Annotated in this window: 27 protein-coding genes and 1 pseudogene; 22 read left to right on the forward strand and 6 right to left on the reverse strand. The window is 38.8% G+C overall.

The annotated features are described in order from the left end of the window. Nucleotides 1-89: 89 nt before the first annotated feature. The 19 genes and pseudogenes from OC23_RS07680 (at nucleotide 90) to OC23_RS07770 (ending at nucleotide 15,097) form a co-directional block, all read left to right on the forward strand. The gene (locus OC23_RS07680) at nucleotides 90-1,721 is read left to right on the forward strand and encodes a CTP synthase (RefSeq protein WP_038343982.1); all 1,632 of its coding nucleotides are present in this window, start codon (nucleotides 90-92) and stop codon (nucleotides 1,719-1,721) included. A gap of 34 nt (nucleotides 1,722-1,755) precedes the next feature. Next, complete coding sequence (gene kdsA, locus OC23_RS07685) at nucleotides 1,756-2,613, forward strand: 3-deoxy-8-phosphooctulonate synthase (protein ID WP_038343983.1); 858 nt, start codon at nucleotides 1,756-1,758, stop codon at nucleotides 2,611-2,613. A gap of 45 nt (nucleotides 2,614-2,658) precedes the next feature. Continuing rightward, on the forward strand, nucleotides 2,659-3,948 hold the full coding sequence (eno, locus tag OC23_RS07690) for a phosphopyruvate hydratase (RefSeq protein ID WP_038343984.1): 1,290 nt from the start codon (nucleotides 2,659-2,661) through the stop codon (nucleotides 3,946-3,948). 125 nt (nucleotides 3,949-4,073) lie between these two features. Next, nucleotides 4,074-4,445, forward strand: a complete 372-nt coding sequence (gene ftsB, locus OC23_RS07695; RefSeq protein WP_038343985.1) for a cell division protein FtsB — start codon at nucleotides 4,074-4,076, stop codon at nucleotides 4,443-4,445. Next, nucleotides 4,429-5,130, forward strand: coding sequence for a 2-C-methyl-D-erythritol 4-phosphate cytidylyltransferase (gene ispD / locus OC23_RS07700; protein WP_038343986.1), 702 nt, complete (start codon nucleotides 4,429-4,431; stop codon nucleotides 5,128-5,130). The genes ftsB and ispD overlap by 17 nt, the downstream gene beginning before the upstream one ends. Nucleotides 5,131-5,290: 160 nt before the next feature. Next, a complete protein-coding gene (locus tag OC23_RS07705; protein ID WP_038343987.1) occupies nucleotides 5,291-5,767 on the forward strand; it encodes a DUF6438 domain-containing protein in 477 nt (158 codons plus the stop codon). 136 nt (nucleotides 5,768-5,903) lie between these two features. After that, the gene (locus OC23_RS07710; protein ID WP_038343988.1) at nucleotides 5,904-6,320 is read left to right on the forward strand and encodes a YeeE/YedE family protein; all 417 of its coding nucleotides are present in this window, start codon (nucleotides 5,904-5,906) and stop codon (nucleotides 6,318-6,320) included. After that, nucleotides 6,320-6,730, forward strand: coding sequence for a YeeE/YedE family protein (locus OC23_RS07715; protein WP_038343989.1), 411 nt, complete (start codon nucleotides 6,320-6,322; stop codon nucleotides 6,728-6,730). The genes OC23_RS07710 and OC23_RS07715 overlap by 1 nt, the downstream gene beginning before the upstream one ends. Before the next feature lie 11 nt (nucleotides 6,731-6,741). Next, a complete protein-coding gene (locus OC23_RS07720) occupies nucleotides 6,742-7,614 on the forward strand; it encodes an MBL fold metallo-hydrolase (RefSeq protein ID WP_038343990.1) in 873 nt (290 codons plus the stop codon). Nucleotides 7,615-7,785: 171 nt separating this feature from the next. Next, the gene (locus OC23_RS07725; RefSeq protein ID WP_038343991.1) at nucleotides 7,786-8,484 is read left to right on the forward strand and encodes a histidine phosphatase family protein; all 699 of its coding nucleotides are present in this window, start codon (nucleotides 7,786-7,788) and stop codon (nucleotides 8,482-8,484) included. 178 nt (nucleotides 8,485-8,662) lie between these two features. Beyond that, nucleotides 8,663-9,761: pseudogene (locus OC23_RS07730) on the forward strand (LLM class flavin-dependent oxidoreductase). A 159-nt stretch (nucleotides 9,762-9,920) separates the two neighbouring features. Next, on the forward strand, nucleotides 9,921-10,181 hold the full coding sequence (locus tag OC23_RS07735) for a hypothetical protein (protein WP_038343992.1): 261 nt from the start codon (nucleotides 9,921-9,923) through the stop codon (nucleotides 10,179-10,181). A gap of 342 nt (nucleotides 10,182-10,523) precedes the next feature. Then, nucleotides 10,524-10,985 (forward strand): hypothetical protein, encoded by a 462-nt coding sequence (locus OC23_RS07740; RefSeq protein WP_038343993.1) that lies wholly within the window; start codon nucleotides 10,524-10,526, stop codon nucleotides 10,983-10,985. 339 nt (nucleotides 10,986-11,324) lie between these two features. After that, a complete protein-coding gene (locus OC23_RS07745) occupies nucleotides 11,325-11,684 on the forward strand; it encodes a lysozyme inhibitor LprI family protein (protein WP_152607810.1) in 360 nt (119 codons plus the stop codon). Nucleotides 11,685-12,028: 344 nt separating this feature from the next. After that, nucleotides 12,029-12,349 carry an ArsR/SmtB family transcription factor gene (locus OC23_RS07750; protein WP_038343996.1) on the forward strand — a complete coding sequence of 107 codons (321 nt, stop codon included), beginning with the start codon at nucleotides 12,029-12,031 and terminating at the stop codon, nucleotides 12,347-12,349. A 5-nt stretch (nucleotides 12,350-12,354) separates the two neighbouring features. Next, entirely contained in the window at nucleotides 12,355-12,828 is a 474-nt protein-coding gene (locus OC23_RS07755; protein WP_038343997.1) for an arsenate reductase ArsC, read from the forward strand. Nucleotides 12,829-12,835: 7 nt separating this feature from the next. After that, nucleotides 12,836-13,867, forward strand: a complete 1,032-nt coding sequence (arsB, locus tag OC23_RS07760; RefSeq protein ID WP_038343998.1) for an ACR3 family arsenite efflux transporter — start codon at nucleotides 12,836-12,838, stop codon at nucleotides 13,865-13,867. A 471-nt stretch (nucleotides 13,868-14,338) separates the two neighbouring features. Continuing rightward, the gene (locus tag OC23_RS07765; RefSeq protein WP_038344390.1) at nucleotides 14,339-14,791 is read left to right on the forward strand and encodes an META domain-containing protein; all 453 of its coding nucleotides are present in this window, start codon (nucleotides 14,339-14,341) and stop codon (nucleotides 14,789-14,791) included. 87 nt (nucleotides 14,792-14,878) lie between these two features. Beyond that, a complete protein-coding gene (locus OC23_RS07770; protein ID WP_038343999.1) occupies nucleotides 14,879-15,097 on the forward strand; it encodes a hypothetical protein in 219 nt (72 codons plus the stop codon). A 136-nt stretch (nucleotides 15,098-15,233) separates the two neighbouring features. Here the strand turns inward: OC23_RS07770 and OC23_RS07775 are convergent, their stop codons facing one another. Further along, nucleotides 15,234-15,692, reverse strand: a complete 459-nt coding sequence (locus OC23_RS07775; RefSeq protein ID WP_038344000.1) for a DMT family transporter — start codon at nucleotides 15,690-15,692, stop codon at nucleotides 15,234-15,236. A 9-nt stretch (nucleotides 15,693-15,701) separates the two neighbouring features. Next, complete coding sequence (locus OC23_RS07780) at nucleotides 15,702-16,136, reverse strand: DMT family transporter (protein ID WP_038344001.1); 435 nt, start codon at nucleotides 16,134-16,136, stop codon at nucleotides 15,702-15,704. A 98-nt stretch (nucleotides 16,137-16,234) separates the two neighbouring features. Here OC23_RS07780 and OC23_RS07785 point away from each other — a divergent pair, with 98 nt between their 5' ends. After that, the gene (locus OC23_RS07785) at nucleotides 16,235-17,167 is read left to right on the forward strand and encodes a LysR family transcriptional regulator (protein WP_038344002.1); all 933 of its coding nucleotides are present in this window, start codon (nucleotides 16,235-16,237) and stop codon (nucleotides 17,165-17,167) included. Between the two features lie 31 nt (nucleotides 17,168-17,198). On the opposite strand, the gene OC23_RS07790 is transcribed toward OC23_RS07785, so the two are convergent. Further along, entirely contained in the window at nucleotides 17,199-18,377 is a 1,179-nt protein-coding gene (locus OC23_RS07790) for a S8 family peptidase (RefSeq protein ID WP_038344003.1), read from the reverse strand. A 602-nt stretch (nucleotides 18,378-18,979) separates the two neighbouring features. Between OC23_RS07790 and OC23_RS07795 the strand changes: the two genes are divergently transcribed. Both OC23_RS07795 and OC23_RS07800 read left to right on the forward strand, forming a co-directional pair. After that, nucleotides 18,980-19,426 (forward strand): hypothetical protein, encoded by a 447-nt coding sequence (locus OC23_RS07795; RefSeq protein ID WP_038344004.1) that lies wholly within the window; start codon nucleotides 18,980-18,982, stop codon nucleotides 19,424-19,426. A 296-nt stretch (nucleotides 19,427-19,722) separates the two neighbouring features. Beyond that, a complete protein-coding gene (locus OC23_RS07800) occupies nucleotides 19,723-19,983 on the forward strand; it encodes a hypothetical protein (protein WP_152607811.1) in 261 nt (86 codons plus the stop codon). Nucleotides 19,984-20,312: 329 nt separating this feature from the next. Here OC23_RS07800 and OC23_RS19280 read toward each other — a convergent pair whose 3' ends face one another. The 3 genes from OC23_RS19280 to OC23_RS07805 form a co-directional block, all read right to left on the reverse strand. After that, on the reverse strand, nucleotides 20,313-20,531 hold the full coding sequence (locus OC23_RS19280) for a hypothetical protein (protein WP_152607812.1): 219 nt from the start codon (nucleotides 20,529-20,531) through the stop codon (nucleotides 20,313-20,315). Between the two features lie 341 nt (nucleotides 20,532-20,872). Next, nucleotides 20,873-21,124: a PAAR domain-containing protein gene (locus OC23_RS18755; protein ID WP_081407306.1), complete on the reverse strand. Its 252-nt coding sequence runs from the start codon at nucleotides 21,122-21,124 to the stop codon at nucleotides 20,873-20,875. Between the two features lie 258 nt (nucleotides 21,125-21,382). Then, nucleotides 21,383-22,981 (reverse strand): GMC family oxidoreductase, encoded by a 1,599-nt coding sequence (locus tag OC23_RS07805; protein ID WP_038344006.1) that lies wholly within the window; start codon nucleotides 22,979-22,981, stop codon nucleotides 21,383-21,385. Nucleotides 22,982-23,039 lie beyond the last annotated feature (58 nt).

Consider the following 23,039-nt stretch of genomic DNA (forward strand, 5'->3'; position numbering starts at 1 on the left):
TGCGGTTTGACTTTGCTTTATAGGGGCAGAGTACAGTAAAATTGCCCAACATTGTAGGCCGATTTCGGCTCGATTGTACGAGAAACTCAATGACCCATTTTATTTTTGTCACTGGTGGTGTGGTTTCATCACTAGGTAAAGGTATTTCTGCTGCTTCTGTTGCTGCACTTTTGGAAGCTCGTGGCTTAAAAGTCACTATGGTAAAAATGGATCCATACATTAACGTCGATCCAGGCACCATGAGCCCATTTCAGCATGGTGAAGTTTTCGTCACAGAGGATGGTGCTGAAACTGACTTAGATTTGGGATATTACGAACGTTTCTTACGTCGTGCGAAAATGACCAAACTGAATAACTTCACCAGTGGTCGTGTTTATCAGGACGTTTTAAATAAAGAGCGTCGTGGTGACTATCTGGGGGGAACGGTTCAGGTTATTCCACATATTACAGATAACATTAAGGAACGCGTACTTCGCGCAGGTGAAGGTTACGACGTTGCGATTGTTGAGATTGGCGGGACTGTCGGTGATATCGAATCACTTCCATTCATGGAATCAGTGCGTCAGCTTATGGTCGAGTTGGGCCATAAACGTACCATGCTCATGCATTTAACCTTACTGCCATACATCAAGTCAGCAGCTGAGCTTAAAACCAAGCCAACCCAGCATTCTGTAAAAGAACTTCTTTCCATTGGTATTCAGCCAGATATCCTGATCTGCCGTACTGAATATGATGTTGATGTCGATACCAAACGCAAGATTGCATTGTTTACAAATGTGGAAGCACGTGCGGTTGTTGTATGTAAAGATGCAAAAACCATTTACCAGATTCCACGTACTTTCTACGAACAAAACGTTGATGACCTGATCTGTGAACGTTTTGGTTTCAATGATCTTCCTGAAGCAAACCTTGAAGACTGGGATAATGTTGTTGAAGCATTACTTAACCCGGAATACACGGTTCGTGTTGCGATGGTAGGTAAATACGTAGAACTGCCGGATGCTTACAAGTCTGTCAATGAAGCACTTTTACATGCGGGCATTCAGAACCGTGTCAAAGTTCAGATTGACTATGTCAATGCTGAAGAGCTTGAACAGCAAGACATTAACGTTTTAAGTACGGCTGATGCGATCTTGGTACCGGGCGGTTTTGGTGAGCGCGGTACAGAAGGTAAAATGAAGGCAATCCAGTATGCCCGTGAAAACAATATTCCTTTCTTGGGAATCTGTTTAGGCATGCAATTGGCTGTGATTGAATATGCCCGTAATGTTGCCGGTATGCCAGAAGCAAGCTCAACAGAGTTCAACCGTTCTACCAAATATCCACTCATTGGTCTGATCACTGAATGGCTGGATGAGCGTGGCGAATTACAGCAACGCAGCCTGGAATCTGATCTGGGTGGTACGATGCGTTTAGGCGCACAGAAATCTGAACTGGTTGAAGGCACCAAGACCCGTGAAGTGTATGGTAAAGCTGAAATTACCGAACGTCACCGCCATCGTTATGAAATGAATAACCGTTTCATCGAGGCGATTGAACAGGCGGGTATGAAGATTTCTGGTTACTCTTCAGCACAACATTTGGTTGAAACGGTAGAAATTCCTGAACATTCTTGGTTTATTGCTGTACAATTCCACCCGGAATTTACAAGTTCACCACGTGATGGACATCCATTATTTGCTAGTTTTATTGAGGCTGCTAAAAAACAGCACCAAAAGTAAGTAATGTAAGTTTAAATAAACTGGGAAAGTTTAAATGTCACAATTAAAACCACAAGAAGTTGTACGTTTAGGCGATATACAAATGGCAAATCATTTGCCATTTGTATTATTTGGCGGAATGAACGTACTTGAGTCAAAAGATTTAGCATTTGAAATTGCTGAAACGTATGTTGATATTTGCAAACGCTTAGACATTCCTTACGTATTCAAGGCAAGTTTTGATAAGGCAAATCGTTCAAGCCTGAATTCATTCCGTGGCCCTGGCCTGGAAAAGGGAATTGAATGGTTGGCTGATATTAAAAAGCATTTTAATGTGCCGATCATCACGGATGTCCACGAGCCTTATCAGGCAGCGCCTGTTGCCGAAGTCGCAGACATTATCCAGCTTCCTGCCTTTTTAAGTCGTCAGACTGATCTTGTTGAAGCAATGGCAAAAACCCAAGCCATTATCAATATCAAAAAAGCCCAATTCCTGGCACCCCATGAAATGCGTCATATCTTGCATAAATGTCTGGAAGCCGGAAATGACAAGCTTATTCTTTGTGAACGTGGTTCAGCATTTGGCTATAACAATCTGATTGTCGATATGCTTGGCTTTGATACCATGAAAGACATGAATGTACCTGTATTTTTTGATGTAACTCATGCATTGCAAACGCCGGGTGGCCGTGCAGATTCTGCGGGTGGCCGTCGTGCCCAGATTACGACTCTGGCCCGTTCAGGCATGGCAACAGGGTTAGCAGGTTTATTTCTTGAAGCGCATCCTGAGCCGGAAATTGCAAAATGTGATGGCCCATGTGCATTGCGTTTATCTCAGCTTGAGCCATTCTTGGCGCAATTGAAAGAGTTGGATACTTTAGTTAAAGGATTCAAAAAGTTAGACACCCACTGATGCAATAAACTGCATCTTGTTATTCATTCAACAGAGGAATTGTTCATGAGCCAAATCGTTGACATCCGTGCACGCGAAATTTTGGACTCTCGTGGTAACCCAACCATCGAAGCAGACGTAATTTTAGAATCTGGGGTTGTTGGTCGTGCATGTGCACCATCTGGTGCTTCAACTGGTTCTCGTGAAGCTTTAGAACTTCGTGACGGTGATAAATCACGTTACTTGGGTAAAGGCGTTCGTACAGCAGTTAATAACGTAAATACCTTAATTCGTGATGCTTTGTTGGGTAAATCTGTTTTTGAGCAAAAAGACATTGATAATACAATGATCGCGCTTGATGGCACTGAAAACAAAGAGAAATTAGGTGCGAATGCAACCTTGGCCGTGTCATTGGCTGCTGCGCGTGCTGCTGCTGAAGAAAAGAAACTTCCTCTTTTCCAGTACATCGCAGATCTTCGTGGTCAAACTATCCTGACTATGCCTGTGCCGATGATGAACATTTTGAACGGTGGCGAGCATGCAGACAATACTGTTGATATTCAAGAGTTTATGATTGAACCAGTTGGTTTTACTTCATTTGCTGAAGCATTACGTGCGGGCGCTGAAGTATTCCATTCTTTAAAATCGGTTTTAAAGAAACAGGGTTTGAATACTGCGGTGGGTGATGAAGGTGGTTTTGCACCAAACTTGCGTTCTAATGAAGAAGCAATTCAGGTGATTTTGCAAGCAATTGAGTTGACTGGTTATAAAGCCGGTTCGGACATGATGCTTGCACTGGATTGTGCATCTTCAGAATTCTATAAAAACGGTCAATACGTTCTAGAAGGCGAAGGTAACCGCGCATTTACAAGCCATCAGTTTGCTGACTATCTTGCTGGTCTGGTTAACCAATACCCGATCATTTCGATTGAAGATGGTCTGGATGAGTCTGACTGGGAAGGCTGGAGCTATCTGACCTCAATCCTTGGTGATAAAATCCAGTTGGTTGGCGACGATTTATTCGTAACCAATCCTAAGATTTTACAACGTGGTATTGATGAGAAAGTCGGTAACTCGATTTTGATCAAATACAACCAGATCGGTACATTAACTGAAACTTTAGATGCAATTTACCTTGCAAAAGCAAATGGTTATAGCACTGTAATTTCACATCGTTCTGGTGAAACAGAAGACTCAACCATTGCTGACCTGGCTGTTGGTACGGCTGCAGGCCAGATCAAGACCGGTTCTCTTTGCCGTTCTGACCGTGTAGCGAAATATAACCAGTTACTTCGTATTGAAGAATTAACGAAAGCAGCTTACCGCGGTAAGGCTGAGTTCAAAGGTCTAAAATAAGGTCGAATTATTTATGTTGAAAAGTTCTGGTCATCTTTCTTTACAAAAGAGAGAAACTCTGCAAATTCATAATCCTATAGAATTCGCAGATGATCTTCCTTTTAAAAGGATGTAGGGGCTTTTTCATGTTAGAGATGTTTCGGTCGACCTCGAGTAAATTGATTCTGTTGCTTGTTGTCGTTTTGGTTGCAAGCTTACAGTATCAATTCTGGCTTGGTGAGGGAGGATATTTCCCTCATCAGGCTTTGACCCAGCAAATTGCTCAGCAAGCTGAAATCAATACGGAACTTAAAGAGCGGAACCGTATTCTGGCAGCTGAGGTTTTTGATTTAAAAAATGGCAGCGAAGCAATTGAAGAGCATGCCCGTTTAGACTTGGGTCTGATTAAACCAAATGAAACCTTTGTACAAATGAGTACGATCAGTACGCACTATAAACCGATTTATATCGATCCAAACGCAAAAGAAGATACTGCGACCAATGAAAACCCAGACTAAGCTGTGGGCGGTTGTACCAGCAGCAGGTTCGGGCAGTCGTTTTTCCAAAACCGAATTAAAACAATATCAGTATATTCAAAAACATACGGTTCTTGAGCATACCGTTAATCGTCTTAATACCCTTGATCTGGCAGGTTGTGTACTGGCTATTGGCCAGCAAGATAATTTTGCCCAGACCCTTCCATTTCAACATAAAGATAGATTGCATTTTTGTACAGGTGGAGCTGAACGGGTGCACTCTGTTTTGAATGCTTTAGCCTACTTAACTGAAATTGCAGATGAAAATGATTGGGTTCTGGTGCATGATGCTGCACGTCCATGTGTCACACAGGCGTGTTTGCAACTTCTTGTAAACACGGCAGAGCAGAGTAGCCAAAGTACGATTTTAGCGATTCCGGTACGTGACACCCTGAAAAAAGTTGAATCACAGCATCAGATCGGAGCAACGGTAAGCCGTGAAATGTTATGGCAAGCCCAGACTCCGCAAATGGCGAGGCTGGGTGTGCTAAAAAATGCCATTGAAAAGGCTTTGGCCAATCAGGTTGTGATCACAGATGAGGCGAGTGCTCTGGAGTATGCAAATATACCGGTACGCGTTGTTCAAGGGCGATCTGATAATATTAAAATTACTTACGCTGATGATCTTGAGCTGGCCCGTTTAATCCTTCAATCACAACAAGTCTGATAATTTTAAGATCTTCTGGTTATTTAGATTATTTTTTGGCTCATTAAAAAATAGCCTAAGTAGATTTAAGTGAAATTTACTGTTTTTTTACATTATCACAAATGACAAAAAACTGACGTTTTGTTAAATTTAAACAACAGACTTAACAATGGATCAATAAATGAAAAAATTATTACTTGCGGGCCTTTTTACTTTTTCTTTAGTGGGCTGCGCAACAACTCCTCAACAGCCACAAACGCTTGCACAGGAAACCATTCGTTACTCAACCAGTCCTTGCTTTGGGGCGTGTCCAATTTATTCTGTGGAAATTACACCAGAAGGTGCGGTTCATTTTGATGGCAAACAATATACCAAAGTGACCGGTACTCAGGATTTAAAAGTTGATCCTTCTGTTTATAAAAAACTTCAGCAAGAGTTACAAACATATCGCCCGGCAACAGGTGCAAATGTTAAAACCACTGGCTGTGATGAAACTGCGACAGATCAGCAAAACGCATATTTTGCCTGGAAACAGGAAGATGGTACTGTTACCAAACTGAGCCATTATACAGGCTGTATCTCACCAGCCAATGCAGAGCTGAATAAAGTGATTGAGAAGTTACCAAAGTTAATTGGTATTGAAGACTTAATCCGTTAATCCGGATTTAGCACAAATCTGAAAGGCTTAATGACCCTCATAGGGAATTAAGCCTTTTTTATTGTGGGCATTTTAGTTGAACTATTTATAAAATAATATATTATAAAAATATATATTGAATTAAAGGTGAGCGTCTATGATGGGTACTGTTTTGGCTCTAGCTGGAGGAATCCTTATTGGTATGGCTGCCGTCGGGTATTTATATGTAAACGGACGTATCGCAGGAGTGAGTGGCCTAATCGCACAATTATTACAACCAAAAACCTTTCTGGGCAGCTCTGCGCTATGGTTCTTACTGGGCCTGATGATTACACCTGTCATTTATCAATATTTTATAAAGCCCGAGATAGTGCTGAATACTTCACCAGTCGGCTTAATTGTGGCCGGTTTACTGGTCGGGTTTGGGACGAGACTTGGTTCAGGCTGTACCAGCGGACACGGAATTTGTGGTATTAGCCGTTTATCGTTACGTTCTATGCTTGCCACAATGATATTTATTGGTGCCGGCATGATAACAGTGTATGTGGTTCGCCATATTTTGGGAGTAGCATAATGAAAAAGTTAGCTGCTTTTATCTTTGGTAGCCTGTTTGCGTTAGGGTTACTGGTTTCGGGCATGTCGAATCCTGAAAAAGTATTAGGATTTCTAGATATAACAGGTGACTGGGATAGTAGCTTAATATTTGTCATGGTCGGGGCGATAGCTATTGCTTTTATCCCATTCCAAAAGGCAATTCGCGTTCCTAAAACAGTACTGGGTGAAAACATTAAACTGCCTGATAACCGAAAAATCGATAGAAAATTGATTTTGGGTGCATTGTTGTTTGGAACAGGCTGGGGGATGGCTGGTATTTGCCCGGCGCCAGCCATAACGCTTATTGGCCTGGGTTATTCACAAATCTGGTATTTTGTTATTGCCATGTTAATCGGTATGTTGATTCATCGTCTATGGGCTAAATCGTGAGGAGACCCATCATGCCAAATCCACAAGTCAAAGCATTTTTCGATGAAAATAGCAATACTTTCAGTTATGTGGTGAGCGACCCTGAAACCCGTTGCTGTGCAATTATTGATAGTGTACTGGATTATGATGCAGCTTCTGCAACCTGTTCTACAAGCCATGCTGATGAGATCATTGCCTATATACAGAGTAATGTCTTAAAAGTAGAGTGGATTCTGGAAACTCATGTGCATGCCGATCATTTAACAGCTTCACAGTATTTAAAGTCAAAGCTTGGCGGAAAGGTCGCCATGAGCCAGAACATCGCTGTGGTACAGGAAACCTTTAGTGCAATTTATCATCTTGATATTAAATATTTTAATTCCCGGTTAATTTTTGACTATCTATTTAAGGATAATGAGTATTTCAAAATAGGAAACCTGGATGCTTATAATATTCCAACGCCTGGACATACACCTGCCTGTCTAAGCTATGTGGTGGGGGATGCTGTTTTTGTTGGAGATACCTTATTTATGCCGGACTATGGTACGGCCCGTTGTGATTTCCCTAAGGGGAGTGCAGAACTGCTATTTGACTCCATACAAAGACTCTATCAATTACCAGAACAGACCCGGGTTTTTCTCTGTCACGATTATAAACCTGAAGGTCGGGATCACTATGTCTGTGAGACCAGTATCAAAGCGCAAAAACAGGCCAACATTCACTTAAATGCGGCAACAAAAAAACAGGATTTTGTGCGTATGCGTCAGGCACGTGATGCAAATTTATCTATGCCAAAATTAATATTACCTGCAATTCAGATCAATATGGACGCAGGACGTTTTCCGGAACCCGAATCTAATGGTATTCGCTATTTAAAACTTCCCTTGAATTACTTTAAATCCTGATTTTCTTAAATCCTATTGATATGAGCTTGAAGGTATAAAAATAGCCTAAGTAAATATGAAGTTTAAAAGCAAACACACACATACCAATACCCTCAATAAATTCTTTCTTTCATCAATCAGTTAGGTTAAGAGAGCTGATTTTTTTTAACTTGGCTTAATCAGGATATAGAAATGACCACCATTTATTTAGTCAGACATGGTCAAGCTTCATTTGGTCAAATGAATTATGACGAGCTATCGGCACTTGGAGTAACACAAGCGAAAATTCTGGGGCAACATTTCAAGCATATTTTTACTAAACAACCCTATATCGTCTCCGGAAGCATGAAGCGACATCAACAGACCACCCAGATTTCTTTGAAGGAATGTTTTCCTGAGGCAAGTTATAGAACAGATGAATTATGGAACGAGTTTAATCATCAACAGGTCTTTTCACTGTATGAACCCCGGTTTGCTCAGCCGGAGCTATTAAAGCAGGATATTTTTAAAGAGACTGATCCGCGAACATATCTCGCCCAAGTATTTGATAAAGCAATTATACGATGGGCAGATGAAACATTTCATCATGAGTATGATGAATCCTGGCCGATGTTTAAAACCAGAGTAGAAAAGGCACTACAAAGTTTATGCAAGGAACTTGCTGATCAGCGACCTGAAGAAGCCGTAGTATTTACTTCTGGCGGGGTTATTTCGGTAATTCTTGGCAAATTGCTTGAACTTAATGTACAGCGTACTTTCGCGTTAAGCTGGTCGATTGCCAATACCAGCATCACTTCCCTGAAACTAACCAATGGTGAAATTCAATTAATGAGTATGAATGAACACCAGTTTATCAAAGCCAGCAATCCTGAATTATTAACCTGGTTCTAAATAAAGTGGGTTACGGCGTTTATGCTTGATTGGAAGCATTAGCGATTGCACTTCTCTAGAAGAGTAAAATGAATATATTGAAATATTCGCTATTCTTTAAAATCATAATTTTTACTTGAACATATATTTGTCTTAGCTCAATAAACAGTTTTCATTCTGATATTAAAAGGAAAAATGCATGCAACAACATAATTTTAACTTAACCGATCATTTTAAGCTCGGTATTTTTGCTTCAAACTGTTCTGGTGGGCTGACTGCTTCTACGCTAGAAGATGGCTGGGAGGCCAGTTGGTCAGAAAATCTGGAATTAGCACAAATGGCAGATGATGCCGGCATTGATTTTCTTTTGTCTGCTGCACGTTTTATTGGTCATGGAGGGGAAAAAGACTTTCATGGAACGGTACTGGAAACGGTAACCTGGACATCGGCATTATTGGCTAAAACCAGAAAAATTCATGTTTTTGCCACTATTCATAGTGCTTTAAACCATCCGGTAGTTGTTGCCAAGCAGATTGCGACAATGGCCCAGATAGGAGGCAATCGGGTAGGGCTCAACATTGTGGCGGGCTGGAATAAACCAGAATACGATGCGATGGGAATACAGCTGCCAGATGATCATGAAACAAGATATGAATATGCCCATGAATGGTATGGACTCATTAAAAAAATATGGCAAAGCTCAGAACCATTCGACTGGGAAGGTAAATTTTTTCAAACCCAGGGTACTTATGGTAAGCCGACTTTAATACCAGCCCCTCCCATCTTGAATGCTGCAGGTTCTAAAGAAGGACGTGAATTTGCGATCCGGAATTCAGACTTTTTATTCACGCCTGCATCTGATCTTGAACGCTCGGTGACAGAAATTGAAACGCTGAAAAAAAGAGGCAGAAAAGTTGAATAAAATTATAAAAGTTTTGACTTTTTCACATGTGATTTGTCGGCCAACTGAAGAGGAAGCCCAAGCGGAATGGGATCGGCAATTGAATAACGCTGATCACGGCGCAGTACAACATCTCATAGATACCTTATTTTCTTTTTGCAAGTCTTTTCCACCTGATTTATTTGAAGGATTACGCCAACGCATTGTAGTGGGTCATGGAGGATTTCCATTGGTCGGCACGCCAGAACAGGTTGCCGAAGGGTTAATCCGGTTAAAGCAGACAGGATTTTCAGGTAGTACTTTATCATTCCTTAACTATACCAAGGAGTTTCCTTATTTCAGGGATCATGTTATGCCAATCTTGCGGGAAAAAGGATTGCTACAATCATCTTCCTGAATTTGATATAACACGGATGTACTGAACTCACACAGTACATCTCACAACCAGTTATAGCAGCAATCATTGCTAAAAAATAATCAATCGATCTGTTTTTCATCAAATTCTTAAACTTTTTATGGTATAAAAATAGCTCAACATTAAACTTGAGAATAACAAATGTCTGAACAAAAATATCATTGGTATTTAATTGGTTATACCTTTAATGAAGCAAGTAATAATGGAAATACAAGAAGCTTTACGATCCAACTGCCATTAGAGACTTTCTTGCCTCCGGTTTCAAAATCCAAACTGAATGAGCTGAACGCTATTGGTGCTGAATGGATTAAACAAAATGATCCTTCTACACAACCTGCAAATCTGTTTGCTACATCAATTTGTTACTTGGGTGAGATGTCTCAAGCTGAATTTAACGCTTAATCTTGTCAGTTCCAGATTTTATAAACAATAAGTAAATCGATGCTATTTTTCACGATCTGGCATCGATTTATTATTGAGCACATTACAAAACTACGGCCTTTCCTGCAAAAGCGCCTTTAAACTTTTCTCCATCTGTCTTGTCTTAAACCTTTATATGAATGAGATAATTTCTGAAAAATGCAGAGAGCTTAGGGTTCATTTACCGCCCTGACCCTGAATATCTCAGTTATGAGTTACTCCTAAAATTATAAGTTTTTGTTTTATAAACTAAATTTGATAAAATCACGTGAAAATTCTATAATATACACTTGTCTTTATTTGTTATATGTTTGGGTGGATTGGGTGAAAAAATTATTAATTCTTCTTATGGGTATGGTCAGTGTCAGCTCGATATATAGTGCTGATAATTTTTTAGATAAAAAACAATCAATCTTGATTTTGGAAAATGCAGCCCCTTCATATACAGATGAAAATAGTGTTCACGTAGATTTTTTTGAATCATGGAAACAACAAGAGCAAGACCGGATAAATCAGGACAGGCAGGATTTAGAAAGCTGGCATGAAATCCAGTCACAGACTTCAAATATGAGTCCTCATGATAGAGCTCAATATTATCTGGAACATCGGCATTTTGATGCTTTAAATGCACATGGCTATGAACAGCAGATTAATTCTTTGCAAAAGGCCCGAAACCGGGGCGTGATTTCTGATCGTGATTACCAGCAAAAGATTGTAAAACAGCAACCTATGCCTATGCAGCATCGAAGCAGCCAGCTGAAATTGTCAATTCCAATCGGAGACTGAGGGATCATTTGACAGAGCTCATCTACGCGATGAGCTTTTTTTATGAAAGAAATACAGGCAAATGATCCTTTAAACAAGGATCAGATCTAAAACTTGACTTAAATAACAAAAATGAAGTTTTAAAGACCAATCAGTTTTGCAAAGCATCAACAGGGGATTTCGATAAGATGGGGGATGGCAAGTAAGCGCAACCAGAATGACTATCGACTAAACATTTAGAGGATATAGACAAGCTTTTTGGTGAAATTTCATGTATATTTTTACATATAATTATCCATAAAATTGTAAACTATGTTATAAATTAACAATATAAATTTACTTTAATGATGAAATTTTGTGTTGAATAAGTTCGTTATTGTTTTATCCTTTTTCGCAGCATCTTTTACCCATGCTTCTTGTGCTGAAAAAGTCGGATTATCAGACTTTTTATTGATTCAATGTTATAAAGAGGAAAATAAACCCTTGGAGTCTAAGCTGATGAGGACTTATCAACGGTTATTGGCCCAATCTGTTAAAGAAGAAAGAAATAGCCTTCTTATCTCGCAGCGTTTGTGGGGAGAATATAAATCGATAGACTGTAAAAGTATTACAGATCCGGCAAATTGTGAATCAACCAAAGAGTTACTCCAGATCAAATGTATCAATGAAAAATTAAAGGCACGTGAGTTAGAGTTAAAAAGTAGATTGATAAAGCGCTGAACTATGTCGTTTATTTACTGGAATAGGGGAAATACATCGGTTTTGTGGCAATCATGAAACTTCAAAGATTGCCATTAATGGTATCAAGCAATTAGCTGTAGCAGTATTTATGATCATGGTTTGCCAAATTTTCCGACCAGGACTCTTATAGAACCAGACAGCTTCTGGCGGTTAGCTACCTGACACCATAACAAAACACTTCAAGACTCCGGGCAAACGGACTTGCTGCCCAGCGCAATCATTTCTCTATTATTGACATCAGATTTGAATTTGAACATTCATAGGTCTTGTTTGTATATGTGGATATGCGTATATTTATATAAAATGTTTATCGAGCCTAAAACATGCACCAGACTGATTTTTTCAAATGTCTTTCCGATCAAACCCGTTTGGATATTTTGAGATTGGTTATTGCTAAAGACAGGGTGTGTGTCTGTGAGCTGACCGAACAACTTGGACTGAGCCAACCAAAAATTTCCCGACATTTGGCCCTATTGAGGCATCTTTCCATTGTACTGGATGAAAGAAAAGGTCAATGGGTCTATTACAGCTTAAATCCCGATTTGCCTGAATGGGCGAAAGCTGTTTTAAGCATTATTACGAACGAGAGTGAAGACACGGACCATAAAACCGGTCATTCCTCAATTTCGATACAGTGTGAGTAAGCACCATGAAATTCTTGTTTCTATGTACCGGTAACAGTTGCAGAAGTATTCTTTCAGAAGTGTTATTTAATCGGCGTGCTCCTGAAGGCTGGAAGGCCTATAGTGCCGGGAGCAGACCTACTGGAAAAGTCCATCCGCTAACGCTTGAAACTCTGGAAAATATTGGGTTATCTACGCAAGGGCTATGGAGTAAAACGATTGAAGATTGTGAGCAATATCAGCCTGATGTGGTGATCACAGTTTGTGATGCAGCAGCTCAGGAAACTTGTCCACTGTATTTGGGTACGGCGATTAAAGCACATTGGGGCCTGGCTGATCCTTCGCACCTGGTATTGCCAAAAGTTGAGAAATTACATGCTTTTCAGGTTACGGTAGAACATATCAATCGTCGTTTAGATGCTTTATTTGCGCTGGATACGGTAAATATGACACGTTCTGAACTGATTGCAGCAATTGCCCAGATCTCGGTTATTGAATGACAACCTCATGACTCAACAACGACTATCATTTTTAGACCGTAATCTCACGTTATGGATTTTTATGGCCATGGCATTGGGGATTGCGATCGGTGTATTCTTTCCCCAAGCCTCTGTTGCCTTAGACAAAATGAGTGTGGATTTGGTCAATATTCCTATTGCGATCGGCCTGATTTTAATGATGTACCCACCTCTGGCCAAAGTAGACTACACCGCTTTACCACAGGTGTTTAAAGACAAACGCACCCTGACTTTATCTTTGGTCCAGAACTGGCTTGTGGCTCCTATACTCATGTTTGTACTTGCCATTATATTTTTGCATGATTATCCAGAATATATGACAGGTTTAATCCTGATTGGACTGGCTCGCTGTATTGCCATGGTACTGGTCTGGAATGGATTGGCCGGTGGTGATAACCAATATGTTGCAGCATTGGTTGCATTCAATAGTATTTTCCAGATCTTATTTTTTAGTAGCTATGCCTGGTTATTTCTCACTTTCCTGCCTCCTTATTTTGGTATTGCAGGACAAGTGATCCATGTTGATTTCTGGACAATTACTCATGCAATATCCGTGTATTTGGGCATTCCATTTTTCCTTGGCTTTATTACGCGATTCACTCTAGTGAAAGCTAAAGGTCTGGAATGGTATCAAAATGTCTTCTTACCTAAGATCAGTCCACTGAGTTTGTTGGCTTTATTGTTCACGATTGTGGCGATGTTTAGCCTAAAAGGTAACGATGTGGTGAGCTTACCGATGGATGTCTTGCGTATCGCCATTCCATTGACGATTTACTTTATCGTGATGTTCTTCATTAGCTTCTTTATGAGCAAATGGATGGGGAATGGCTATGCTAAAACAACCGCAATTTCGTTTACTGCGGCAGGAAATAACTTTGAGCTGGCACTAGCGGTAGCCATTACAACCTTTGGTTTAGCTTCACCAGTCGCATTTACCACAGTAATCGGGCCATTGGTGGAAGTGCCTGTACTAATTGCCTTGGTGAGTGTGTCTTTGTGGCTGAGAAAAAAGTATTTTTAGATTAGTATTTAGACAAAAGAGCTGTATACATTTTTCCAGCTCCTCTTTTATTTTGTCATTATTTATCTATTAAATTTTTAGCCAGTGGTGTTTTAGCATATTTTAAAACAGGCCTTAGTCGTTGAGATCGAATCAATACCTATTAAACACAGATCATGATGAGACCCATATCGCCAGATGATCTATATTGCTATGGAAAAAGAGGAAGGGTTGCTCAACTTTGATGTTGCCTACGATCTATTTATCCAAACTTTATAAAGCTCGTTATGTATTAAATATGAAAAAAATATTGAAGATATACATAAAAAAACAAAGTGCAGGTAAGCATAATTTTGTTTAAGTATTTGTATTATATGCTGTTTACAATATAAAACATTAGATAAACCTAAAACCTAAACGTTTTTCTTTGATCTTTTTTTTATGAATCCTTTAAGCTTGCGCCCCTCCTGAATTTCTCCAGTTTTTAATTGTATGAAAATTAAATATTTAGCGCTTGCATTACTGCCATTATCTTTGCTGGCTTGCAGTAAGGCTCAAAACGGCTTTGATGATGCAATTGTGCAGATACATGAGATCGATCAAGAAAATTTAATAGGGTATAACTGGACTTATCAGGGTTCAAACGCGTCTCAACCGTTAGTGGTAACATTTGGTGATGACAAAGCGTTTTCTATTGAAACTGGTTGTAATAACCATGGTGGTACCTGGGATATTGAAGAGCATAAGATTTTAACTTCTGAACTCGTTGCAACTATGCTGTCATGTCCTGAGGATTTAATGGCACAAGAATATTTAGCAAATGACATTTTTAGTGAGAAAAAACTGCCCTTTGAAATTCATATTGAAAACCATAAAGCACATTTAACGATTACAGATAGCAAAGGGCAAAAACGTGTTTTTTTAGGTAATAAAGAGACAAGTTGATCCGTGTTCTATAAATTTGTGAGAAAAACTTATGGCAAAGACAGCTTTTTCACTTTTTAGTAAATTAATCAGGTATATAGGTAAATAATGTTTATAGATTTAAAAAATGGTACATGTATTAATCGTGATCAGGTGTTAGGAGTTTCCACAGCAAAAGATGGAGCTGAATACTTGGTTACCGTTATACTTAAATCTGCAAATATCCTTGATGAAACAGATAAGCCGTTAGTTTATATAAGTTTTAACAATGCAGATAAGGTAAATGCATATTTAGAAAAGTATTTCGATATGGAGCCAGTTTTTTAATCATCTAAAGATACAGCTTCTCAATGCCAATTTTTAGGGTTGGCATTTTATTGTGTCGTTTAATAGAAAATAATCTATATAGGGGAAGGGCAACCGGCCATCAAAATCAAATCCGATAGCCCGGGCTTTAATATTTTTATACTTGCACTTCTTTTATTTTGTTACTTGAATAGATCAAATATAAAGCAAGACCTAAAAACATAAGTGCACCTAATCTATAGGTAGAAAAAGGGAGCACGGCATTCCCCAGCCAGCCAAAGTGATCAATCAGCATACTCATTAAAAGCTGCCCAAAAATCACAGCAATGGTGGCTAAGGCTGTTCCAATTCTTTGTATCGCCAAGACCATAATTATAATGTAGGGCACTCCACACATCGCACCTAACAACTGCCATTTGGGCACATCTAGCAAGGTGACAGCTTGTCTGGGTTCAAAATAAAAAATCAGCAATGCGGTGATCAAGGCCCCGACAGAAAAAGTTAAAAAGGCGCTCCGAAATACCCCAACCTTGCTACCTAGTTGCCCATTGATTGCAGCCTGGACACTAAGCAGTGCACCACCCACTATGGTTAATAAAATCATCAAAATAGTCATATTAAGCTCCTAAGCCTTAGCAACCAGTGAAAGGGCCATCACAATTGAAATCAATGCATAAAGACGTCTACGATCAACTTTTCTTTGCGGGCTACCTAGCAAGCCATAATGATCAATGATCAGACTTTTAAAGACCTGACCAGCCAAGATGCCAATCATGGTCATGGCAACACCAATCATGGGTGCGGTAGTAGTAAGAATGATGACGTAGATAGGACCAATTACACCGCCCAGCAATTGCCAGGATGGGAGAGTGAAAAATGAAGTGCTGTTGCGCGGGCTAAAAAATAACATTAATAAAAACGTGAGTGCCGCTCCTACGGCAAAGATACTCAAAGTGGCCCATAGAGTGCCAACCTCTGTACCGAGGGGGCCTAATAATCCAGCTTCTACAGATAAGCCCATTCCACCCAGGATTGCTAAGAATAATAAGAAAATTTGCATTTAAATTGCCTCAAGTGGTCGAGGCGATGAATATTAGAATGGTTAATTGAATAGAAAAATAGCATAATTCATGAATCACTATTGCAGAAATTGCACAAATGAATCTTGCAAATTCAATTGATATCCGAACCCTGCGCTTTTTTATAAGTGTTTATAATGCCCAAAACTTTTCTGTTGTTGCACGAAAAGAAGATGTGTCTGCTTCAATGATTTCCCGGACAATCCAGCAACTTGAAGATGCGCTGGGTCAGCAACTTTTTTATCGTAATACAAGGGCTATCACGCCAACAGAATCGGGCAAATTATTTTTTGAATATGCTAAAAAAATCACAGAGCAGTTTGATGAGGCTCAAAAAGCATTACATGATAGAACCATTGAGCCCTCTGGCCTGATAAGAATTAATGCGCCTGTTTTTTTCGGGCAAAGACATATTGCGCCGTGGCTGCCTGAACTATCAGAACGTTATCCGCGTTTATTGATTGAGTTGGTACAGACTGACGAATTTATAGATCCATTTCGGGAAAGTACGGATCTCATTTTCCGCATAGGGACACTGACAGACTCTTCATTTCATGCACGAATTTTTGCAACACAAAAATATCATTTGGCTGCCTCTGCCCAATATATTGCCAGATATGGAACTATAGAGAACCCTGCACAAATCAATCAGCATAAATGTCTGGTATATAATGGCTTTGAAGGACCCAATCGATGGCTATTCAAAATGGGTGATAATGAATGGATACACTACCCGGTTATACCAGCCCTGAGTTCAAATAATGCCGAAAGTTTAATGACCGCAGCGCTTGGTGGTATGGGGATGGTTTTATTTCCTGATTGGCTTATTGGAGAGGCTTTAAAGAAAGGAGAGCTTATTCAGCTTTTACCTCAGTACGAGGTATCAATTAAGCCACACACCCAGCATATAGCAGCTATTTATCCAAATGTGAGACATCCGCCGCTGAATATACGAGTAATAATTGACTATTTTTCAGAGGTCTATGGTTCGCCACCTTATTGGCAAAAATAAGGTGGCCTTTGTATTAACGGGCTAAAATCATTTAGGGCGATTTATATAATAATCGGTTTGGGCTACCAGAAGGATTTTTTACCATATTACTACTCGCCTGATTGATCAGAGTTGTAGAAACGGTTTCAGGTGCGGCTGTCGGTGTGCTTTGTAACATTTCTGCAACAACGCCCGCAACATGAGGCGTTGCCATAGAGGTTCCATTTAACACTTTTGTCGCCGTATTTCCTCCTATCCAGGAAGAGTTAATCTGGCTGCCCGGTGCAAAAATGTCAACACAGCTTCCATAATTGGAATAACTCGCCCGAGTATCAGTCGCATCTGTCGCGGCCACAGTAACAGCTTTACTGACTCTGGCCGGTGAAGAGCTACATGCATCTGTATTAGAGTTTCCTGCGGCTACCACCATGACATAACCATTGTTAAATAAATTTTCAACCGCCGAATCTAAAGAAGCATTTGCCGAACCGCCTAAGGACATATTAACAACGGCAGGTTTTTTTCCGTTTTTCAGTATCCAGTCTAATCCTGCAATCACATTACTTGATGCGCCCGATCCGTCACATCCAAAAATCCGGACCGGAACCAGATTTACATTTTTAGCAACTCCATAGGTGCTACCACCTACAGTACCAGCCACATGGGTGCCATGCCCATTACAATCATTGGTGCCTTTTCCATCAGAGATTGCGGTATAACCAGCCAGAACCCGTCCAGTAAATTGTTGATGGGTAGATAGAATGCCGGTATCAACAATATAGGCGGTAACCCCGGAACCTGTTTGCGTATAAGAATAAGAAGAGTTTAAAGGTAGGGATTTTTGATCAATACGATCCAATCCCCAATCAGGATTACTTTGTGTAGTCGCATCAATTTTCATAATTGTATCGTTTTCTACAGAAAGTACTTTGGGATTTTTCTTCATTGCTTCAATAAAAGCCGAACCTGCTGCCTCAGGTAAATAGACTGCAAAGCCCTGAAATACGTTATTGTAGGAGTGGAGAACCTTCCCACCATGTTGCTTAACAATGTTTTGAGCAAAATCGGCAGGGGCACCTGCATCTTTATTCAGAATAACAATATATTGGTTTTTAATGACTCCTTCAGATTGAGAGGCATTTTGTGGCAGGTTAGAGGTCATTGGCGCTGCATAAATACATTGAGCAGCAAAGACCGCTAGCGAAACAACGGGAAGTCTAGAAAAACGCATTAAAAATCTCCATATATTTTTTACTTAAGATGTCATTGTTATGATGTGTACTGTCTTTATATGTTAGGTTTTAAAAGAGTCAGCATGAAATGTTTCCAGACCGATCTCTCTGATTAAAACGGAATCATATTTCCATAAAACACTTCTATGTACAAGATCATTCTCGTTTTTAAACAAAAGTGTGACATGGTTCTAAAAAATACAAGTTGTTGTATTACATCAACAATTCTGGTTCTCTAATGACCATATCGGAAAAACCAGTTGATGATCAAGAAGTAGATGCTTTTTAGAATAGGCAAGGTACGCTGCTGAAGTAGGTACTGATTAATTTTTAAAAATTAACAAGACATACACGCATGGCCAAGAGCCACTATGGCTGCTGATTGGTATGTATAGCATGAAATAAGTTTTTAAATCCTATGCAGGACAAATATCATTTTTACGATTTACATTAAGTGATCGAGACATAAGAAGATCACGGAACTGAAGGCTTATTAAGAGTTCAACTTTTTGTTTGAATAGTGGCCTATAAATAATAGTTAATTTTATTTGTACCCCTTATAGTCCATATAATTTGAAAAACTTTTAAGTACTGAATATTTATGATAACAACTGCAAGGCCTAATCATACTTCTTCATTTGGAGGAAGTAGTGATGAACGTAATCCCAAAGAAAAATTTATAGACTACTGTGAATATAAGTATTTTCTGGTTGATAGGAAAAAGTGGGGAGCTTGGGGCTCCAGAGAGTTTACTCAAGCAGAGTTAGTAGAAAAGCAAAGATGTGAAGAGGCAATGCATAAGAAGCCATTTACAACGGAATATTACTTTTTCATCTGTCTGTTCATTATTCCTCTTTTATTTTTTTCTTTTTGTTGTATGAAAGGCTATCTGTTCATAAAGAAAGCCGATCGGGAACCCGGTGAAAAAGTTGATATGAATTTAGAAATGTCTGTTATTTGCCTGTTTTCATTTGTTTTAACAGCTTTAGTATGGATGGTCTTGTATTGTATGTATTTTGCATATCTTTACCATAAGTATCAGTATTGATCAGAGATTTTTTGCCAATAAGCTCACTTTGAAAATTAGTCGAATGTCTTTGGGTACATATCGTTCTACTGACATTTTATTGATAGCTTTTTCAGTATTTTGATGTGTGAAAAATTTGTTTCAGATTTTAATGAAACCAATACCTTAAAATTATCTTAAAAGATAATCAAAGTTACGGAAAGGCTCATAGATTGTTGAATATTCATCACAAATGTTAAATTTTTTGGAAGAAACAAGAGCGATATATTATAAAAACATAATTTTTAAAGCTTGATAAAAAATTGGAGAAATTTGTGGTGAATCACTTTAATGCAGAACGGGCCCGAGCAAATTTAAAGCAGGAAAAAAGAATTCATCAAAATATTTATGAAGATATTCTTAGACAGGTTGAATCGAGTTCAAAAAAAGGGATTAATCCGGTTTACTTGAATTACTTAAAGGGAAATATTATGCCAGAGCACTTAGATGATATAATTGTTAAACTTCACAAATTAGGTTTTGAAGTAGATATTTGTGAATCTTCATCTATAAGTTTCTCTGTAAAAGTTAGTTTTTAAGCAGCGATATTTTAAAAAGCCGCCAAAAGGCGGTTTTTGATGGCTGAGCTATATAAAAACTTCAAATAATTTGAGCTATAACAGGTAATATGGCTCTAGAATCAAACTTAGCGAAAGTCCAGGAAATCCGCAGCTAGGTATATGAAAATATAGAGCTCATTTTATAACTTCTTTGCCACCATTCATTAGCTTTCTAGGCACAGAGCCACGCCATGTTTATACTTTTTTCAGAATGTCAGGCACATACAATTAATAATAATTCTGATAGGAATAAGAGTAAAAACCCTCTAAGGAGGGCCTTTACGAGCGGCTATGCTGAGGTTTATATATTAGGAATTAAGGTTTTTAGGCAATCCTCTACAGCTAAAAGCACAGCCATTATTAATAAACGAGTAGGAGTTATTATTTTCAACAAGACGTGGCGGGTGATTTGGTTTGGCTTTTTTTGAATTTGTTAAATTAAACTCGCTTTTTGGTGCAAAATCAGCTGCCATAGCACCAGTAGAAACTGCTAATAGAGTTGCAACCGTTAAAAGTACTTTTTTCATGAGTAAACCCTCAAATTAATTGGTTTTAAAGTCGTCATTTTATGATTAGTAGAATAATGGGATTCATTCTTAATCACGTAAATAATAATTAATTGAATAGAATGTTTACATTGTAATTTATAGATGTTCTTTTATATGTTTTATGTATACAGAATTGTCTGTATATAAAGAAATCCTTATTTTTATAAAAAAAAAGACCACTCGAACAGTGGTCCTCACAATAACGTGAAAAAGTGATTAATGGGGTTCAAATTAATCACGTGTTGAATGATGGATAATATAGACAATTTACATTGTTATTTTTTCGTTCTTTTAATTACATTACATGTTTCACTTTACAGTTAAGCTTCTTCTGTTTGTAATAACTTACAACCGCATGAGAGTGAATCACCGACGCGCGCAATAGGACTGCCGCCAATATGATAGGTTGGGTCGCCAGTAGAAATAGATGCTATTGTATTATGAAGGGGGCATGTTGCTTCGTCCCCAATGCAAGCGATAGGTTTTCCATTGATTAAAAAGTTTCTATTACCTGTGATGACTTTTCCGCCACCTGTTGTAGGACAACCTACAACAATATAGTGCTCTGGCATAATGAATTACTATGGTATGAGATTCGCGCGGCATATTATCAAAGAAATACAGACATATCTGTATATTAACCATAAAGTCTATATTATGATTATCTCGGTGCAGCAGACCAGTTCTTCCTATGGTGGAATAGAAGCGGGGGTGGGAAATCAGAGATTTTGTTCGACGTCGTGCAGCTAAATATAAGCTGTTCTTATAAAAAATAATTTATAACGACAAGCGCTCGGTCATCTGATTCATCCTAAGCGCCTGTATAAGACTTAACTTTGCTGTATTAAAAGTTCGACTGCTTTTTCTGCAACAGCAATTGTTGGTGCATTCGTATTTCCACTTGGTACAGATGGGAATATTGAGCAATCAATTACACGAAGATTTTTAATTCCATGGACTTGTAGATTTAAATCTACTACAGAGTCTTTAGGAGTATTACCCATTCTACAGGTACCAACGGGATGATAAGTTGTTTTGCAAGTTCCCCTTACGAATTCTTCAATCGACTTAATATCATTGCGATCCGCTGTTGGAGAAAAAATCTGGTCAACATAATGAGCTAAACTAGGCATCCTCATCAAATCAATACCAAACTGTGTTGCACGTATCAAACCTTGTACATCATAGTCATCATCAAGCAAATTACCATTAACTTTAACGATGTCTTCAGGGTTTTTACTTTTAAGTAATACGGTACCACGTGAACGCGGCCTTAGATGACAGTTTTTAAACGTAATGCCATGGGTCTTGTTTTTAGTTAAATTACTTGGATCATTCCATGTATCTAGACCTGGTAAAAAATGGACCTGGACATCAGGACGACCTTCGTTATTAGTATCAAAAAAAGCTCCAGCTTCTAAAATATTAGATGAAATAAGTCCAGTTCTATTTAGCATCCACTTAATACCATTTTTAATTTTTTTAATCCCGATATCTTGACCATAAATCGAGACTGGCTCTTTAATGCTTGCATTTATAGAGACGTGCATGTGGTCGTGATAGTTTTTACCAACTGGTAGGTCTTTAACTGGAGCTACGCCTACATTCTGTAAATGCGCACTTGGGCCTATCCCTGAAAGCATAAGAATTTTTGGAGAACCTAAAGAACCGGCACTTACCACCACACTTTTGGTTGCAGTAAAGATTTCCTCCTTACCATTAATAATACACATAACTCCAGTAGCTTTATCATTTTCAATGATTACTTTTGCTACTGTTGCATTTAGCTTTAAAGTTAAATTCTTATTATCTCTCACACGCTGCAAATACGTTTTTGAAGTACTTGCACGCTCACCATTATGAGTTGTTGTTTGAAAAAAACCGACCCCTTGTTGTGATTTTCCATTAAAGTCATTAAGATAGTTTAAACCAAATTCTTGACCTGCTTTGATAAAAGCACGACTTAACGGGTGCCTGAAATGGTTGTCACTTACATATAGAGGTCCTTCTGTACCATGATATTTACCTGATAGTGTCTCATTATTTTCTGCCCTTTTAAAATAAGGTAACAGTGATTCAAAATCCCAACCTTTACAATTATATTTTTTAAACCATTCATCATAATCTTCACTATGGCCTCTTAAATAGATCATGCCATTTACTGAACTGCTTCCACCCAAGACTTTACCTTGAGCGCAGGACATACGGCGATTTTTAGTTTTAGCATCAGGCTCAGTAGTATATTCCCAAGTCATTTTTGTAATGATTTCCTGAACGCCAGCAGGCATTTTTATTAAAATACTATCATCATTTCCTCCTGCCTCTAGTAATAGCACACGACCTTTTCTATTTTCTAAAAGTCGAGAAGTTACTACACAACCAGCGGAACCTGCACCACAAACAATATAATCAAACGAATTATTAGTCATACTTTTTCGACTTCATCTTAGGGGAGGAGGAATATATTGCATCTTTAATTAGAAATCA

The sequence above is a fragment of the Acinetobacter sp. A47 genome, assembly GCF_000805455.1.
In the GTDB taxonomy this organism is placed as follows: domain Bacteria; phylum Pseudomonadota; class Gammaproteobacteria; order Pseudomonadales; family Moraxellaceae; genus Acinetobacter.